General features: G+C 74.3%; 5 protein-coding genes. 2 read left to right on the top strand and 3 right to left on the bottom strand.

Annotated elements, in window-relative coordinates; translation table 11 throughout:
* Window positions 1-155: 155 nt before the first annotated feature.
* On the bottom strand, window positions 156-677 hold the full coding sequence (locus ABD323_RS39255; RefSeq protein WP_344446894.1) for a SigE family RNA polymerase sigma factor: 522 nt from the start codon (window positions 675-677) through the stop codon (window positions 156-158).
* 95 nt (window positions 678-772) lie between these two features.
* Here ABD323_RS39255 and ABD323_RS39250 point away from each other — a divergent pair, with 95 nt between their 5' ends.
* Complete coding sequence (locus ABD323_RS39250; RefSeq protein ID WP_344446893.1) at window positions 773-1,402, top strand: hypothetical protein; 630 nt, start codon at window positions 773-775, stop codon at window positions 1,400-1,402.
* A 42-nt stretch (window positions 1,403-1,444) separates the two neighbouring features.
* Here the strand turns inward: ABD323_RS39250 and ABD323_RS39245 are convergent, their stop codons facing one another.
* Window positions 1,445-2,596 carry an RDD family protein gene (locus ABD323_RS39245; RefSeq protein WP_344446892.1) on the bottom strand — a complete coding sequence of 384 codons (1,152 nt, stop codon included), beginning with the start codon at window positions 2,594-2,596 and terminating at the stop codon, window positions 1,445-1,447.
* A 210-nt stretch (window positions 2,597-2,806) separates the two neighbouring features.
* Between ABD323_RS39245 and ABD323_RS39240 the strand changes: the two genes are divergently transcribed.
* On the top strand, window positions 2,807-3,811 hold the full coding sequence (locus ABD323_RS39240) for a stage II sporulation protein M (protein WP_344446891.1): 1,005 nt from the start codon (window positions 2,807-2,809) through the stop codon (window positions 3,809-3,811).
* A 119-nt stretch (window positions 3,812-3,930) separates the two neighbouring features.
* Here the strand turns inward: ABD323_RS39240 and ABD323_RS39235 are convergent.
* Window positions 3,931-4,191, bottom strand: a 261-nt coding sequence (locus ABD323_RS39235) for a hypothetical protein (RefSeq protein WP_344446890.1), incomplete at its 5' end; no start/stop codon positions are given.

The following is a 4,191-nucleotide window of genomic DNA, read 5'->3' as shown; positions in this document are numbered from 1 at the left end:
CCCCCCGCCCCCCCCGCCCCCCCCCCCCCCCCCCCCCCCCCCCCCCCCCGGCCGGCCGGTGCGGATCGCCAGCTCCGCGCTCACCCGGCTGGGCGGCATCGGTCCACCGGCCAGCTCGATCAGGCCTGCCCGGAGCTCGGTCCCCTCCTCGGCCATCAGGTCGTCCTCCTCGTGGTGCCGGCGGACCCGGTCCCCAGCAGCGTGCGCAGGGTGCTCAACCCGCGCGAGGCCTGGCTCTTCACGTTGCCGGGCGAGCAGGCCAGCGCCTCGGCGGTCTGGTCGATGGAGAGGTCGCAGTAGTACCGCAGCACCACCGTCGCGCGCTGCCGGGCCGGCAGCGCCGCCAGGGCCCGGCGCAGGTCCAGCCCGGTCTCCAGGTCGGCGACCGGACCGACGGCCTCGTCCTGCGGCGCGGCGGCCCGGCGGGCCACCAACCGCCCCCAGCCCGACCGCTGTTCGGCGAGGAAGGTGTTCAGCAGGACCTTGCGGGCGTAGCCGTCCCGGTTGTCGGCCCCGGACGCCCGACCCCAGTGCGTGTAGAGCTTGGTGATGCTCTCCTGGACCAGGTCGTCCGCGCGGTGCCAGTCGCCGCACAGGAGGTAGGCCGTGCCCCGCAGCCAGCCCGCCCTCGACGCGACGAACTCGGTGAACTCGTCGTCGTCCTTCGCCTTGGCCATCGGTGGCCACGCTCCTCTCGCGGCGGCGCTCCCCGGCCCCGCTCGACTCCCTGATGCGGCCGGCCGGTCGAAAGGTTGCACGTAGGCTTCGACCCATGCCCAACGGCCGATACTCGCTCCACGACCCGCACGACCGCACCCCGCTCGGCGAGGAACGGTTCAGCTGCGCGCCCGGCCCGGCCGGCTGGCGCTACGTCTCCAAGACCTACGCTCCCGACGGCGCCGTGCTGGCTACCGTGGACCTCACCCTCGACTCGCGCAGCCGCCCGCTGCGGATGGAACTGCGCGCCGGCGGCTGGCAGGTGCGCGGGGGAGCGGTGGACGGGGTGGCCTGGGTCCGTACCGACCCGGACGATCCGACCGGCGCCTCGGCCACCGAGGGCCACGACCGGGCGCACGGCTTCGCCGGCGACTCGCCCGCCTTCCTGGTCGCCACCGCCCGGATGCTGCGGCTGACCGAGGGCGCCGCCGCCCGGGTGCGGCTGGTCGCCTTCCACGGCGCGGCGCTGGCCCCGCGGACCTTCGACCAGGGCTGGACGCTGGAGGGGACCGAGGAGCACCCGACCGACGTCGGTGCCCTGCGGGTCGAGCGCTACCAGGTGGCCGACCTGGAGACCGGTGAGCAGCGGCTGGTGCACCTGGCGGGCGACGTGCTGCTGGCGGCGCCGGGGATCGAGCTGGAGGAACTGCAGACGCCGCCGAACGCCTGGCCGACCTTCGACTGAGCCCGGCCGGTCAGCCGGGCCGCCGGTGAGCCGCACCGCTGGTCAGCCGGGCAGGGCGAACCCGCCACCGGGCTCCGCGGCCGGCGGCTGGACCCGGCGCTGGACGACCGGGCTCGGCGGCGCGGCCGGGGGCGGGGGAGCGGCGACCGGCGTCGACTTCTCCAGGTTCGGCACCCCCACCAGCTGGGGCGGGAGCACCGGCGGCGGCTGGATCAGCGCGGGTTGCCCGGTGGGCGCGGGCGGCTGGGTCGGAGTCGGCCGGGGGGCCGGCACGGGAGCCGGGGTGGCGGCCGGAACGGTGGCCGAGGCCGGCGGCCAGGCGGCCGGGGCCGTCGGATGGCCGGCGGGCGCCGCCGGGTACGCGGGCGGGGCCGGGTAGGACGGCGGGGTCGGCGACCACGGGGTGGGCGCGGTCGGGTAGGGCGAGGGGGTGGCGGCCGAGGCCCGCAGCCACTCGCGGCGCTGCCGCTCGGTCAGCACCGCTCCCAGGTAGAGCGCCGGGTAGAGGCCCGGCGGGACCGGCCAGCGGGTCCGCTCGGCCAGGTCGGCAGCCAGCTGAGCGGCCATCCGCAGCGCCACCTGCTCGTCCAACTGATCGGTGCGGGAGAGTAGTTGGCGGATCGCCAACCAGAGCCCGTCCGGCACCGCGGAGAGGTCGAGGCGGATCAGGTCCGCTCCGAGCGCGCTCATCACCTGCGGCGGCGGCGCGATCACCGGCCCGCCGGCCCGGCCGGCGGGCACCCGCTCGCGGACCACCAGCGTGCCGGCGAAGACGTCACCGAGCCGCCGGCCCTCCGCCGAGACCAGCGAGCTGATCGCGGCCGGCACCCCACCGAGCAGGATGATCTCGAAGATCCCCACCAGCCCGCGCACCAGCGAGTGCCGGAACCGCACCGGCCCGCCGTCGACCCGCACCACGCGCAGCCCCAGGGCCAGCTTCCCCAGCGACCGGCCGCGCGTGAAGGTCTCCACCATCACCGGGACGGCGACCAGGAACAGGACCATCATGCCGATCGTGAAGGCCGCGCCGGCCGCCGAGTCGAGGTCCGACCGGAAGGTCAGCATGAGCAGCGAGCCGATGAAGAAGGCCCCGAACTCCACCACCAGGTCGAGCAGGACCGCCAGCGCCCTGCTGGGCAGCTTCGCCGTCCGCAGGCCGAGGACGACCGCCTCACCCGTCACCAGGTCGCTCACCGCGCACCCGCCCGTTCCGTCCGACGCCGCGGAGGCGGCCAGCGGCCGGCCCCCCGATCTTCCGGGGCCAACATACGGTGCCGGTGGGGGCCCCGGAAGCCCAGTCCCCCCACTGGGTCCCGACCCAGGGCGGCCCGCGCCTGCCGCCGGGCCCGCCGGCTCTGGCAAGCTTGCCCTGCCCTGCTCCCCCTCCCCTTGGAGTACGTCGCCATGGACCTGGATGTCTTCGTCGCCGCGCACCAGGCCGAGTGGGCGCGCCTGGAGACCCTCAGCAAGCGGCGCGGGCTCAGCGGGGCGGAGGCGGACGAGCTGGTCACGCTCTACCAGCGGGCCACCGGTCACCTCGCCCGGGTCCAGGCCACCGCACCCGATCCGACGGTGGAGGGCCGGCTGACCGCACTGGTGGCCCGTGCCCGCAACGCGGTCACCGGCAGCCGCGCCACCGGCTGGCGCGACGTCGGCCGCTACTTCACGGTCAGCTTCCCGGCCGCGCTCTACCGCTCCCGCCGCTGGTGGCTGACCATCATGCTGGTCTCGCTGCTGGGCTCGGCCCTGATCGCCTGGTGGGTGGCCACCCACCCCGAGGTGCGGTCGAGCCTGGCCACGCCCGCCGACCTGCGCGAGATGACCAGGCCGGGCGGTGCCTACGAGGCGTACTACTCGGACCGCCCGGCCAGCTCGTTCGCCGCCCAGGTCTGGACGAACAACGCCTGGGTCGCCGCCCAGTCCCTGGTCTTCGGCGTCTTCCTGGGGCTGCCGGTGCTCTGGGTCCTGCTGGAGAACGTGCTGAACCTGGGCATCGGCCTGGGCCTGATGGCCTCCGCCGGCCGGCTCGACCTCTTCCTCGGCCTGTTGCTGCCGCACGGCCTGCTGGAGCTCACCGCGGTCTTCGTGGCGGCCGGCCTGGGCCTGCGGCTGGGCTGGACGGTGATCGACCCGGGCCCGCGCACCCGCGCCGCCGCCCTCGCCGAGCAGGGCCGGGTCACCATCGGCATGGCGATCGGCCTGGCCGTCACCCTGTTCGTCAGCGGCATCCTGGAAGCCTTCGTCACCCCCTCCGGCCTGCCCACCTGGGCCCGGATCGGCATCGGCGCCACCGCCGAGGTCCTCTTCCTCCTCTACGCGCTCGTCCTGGGCCGCCGCGCGGCCGCCACGGGCGAGACCGGTGACGTCGAGGCCGCGGACCGCGCCGACCTGCAGCCCGTGGCGGCCTGACCCCTCCTGACCTGGTAGTCTTCTCATCACGCCGCAGGAACCATTGACACGGTCCCGACCGGCTAGTAGATTCGAACGGTTGGCTCGGACTGGACAACAGGTCGGAACAAGCGGTAGGGTCAACGACACAGCACGTCGAGGCGGAGCGTCCATCGGATGCGGCCCGGCAGGCGAATTCCGGAAACAAAACCTCCGAAAGCCTCTGATAAGCTTTCGTGGTCAGTCGAAGGAAATCCCACCAGTTGGGAATCGGACAGAGAAACGCCCGGTAAACGGAGCGAATCGGGTCTGGTAAGCTGGGAAACACGAAAGAACGAAGTAAACAAAACGAACGCCCGGAGAGCTTGCGAGAGCGGCTTGAAGGAAGTGTCCGTTCCTTG

The organism is Kitasatospora nipponensis (assembly GCF_039528135.1).
In the GTDB taxonomy this organism is placed as follows: Bacteria; Actinomycetota; Actinomycetes; order Streptomycetales; family Streptomycetaceae; genus Kitasatospora; species Kitasatospora nipponensis.
The sequence above is the reverse complement of the archived record's forward strand: the minus strand, read 5'-3'. Positions and strand labels throughout refer to the sequence as shown.

Excerpts from the sequence above, each read along its gene's own strand:
- ABD323_RS39255 (WP_344446894.1), bottom strand. The coding sequence starts at position 677 with ATGGCCAAGGCGAAGGACGACGACGAGTTCACCGAGTTCGTCGCGTCG.
- ABD323_RS39250 (WP_344446893.1), top strand. The coding sequence starts at position 773 with ATGCCCAACGGCCGATACTCGCTCCACGACCCGCACGACCGCACCCCG.
- ABD323_RS39240 (WP_344446891.1), top strand. The coding sequence starts at position 2,807 with ATGGACCTGGATGTCTTCGTCGCCGCGCACCAGGCCGAGTGGGCGCGC.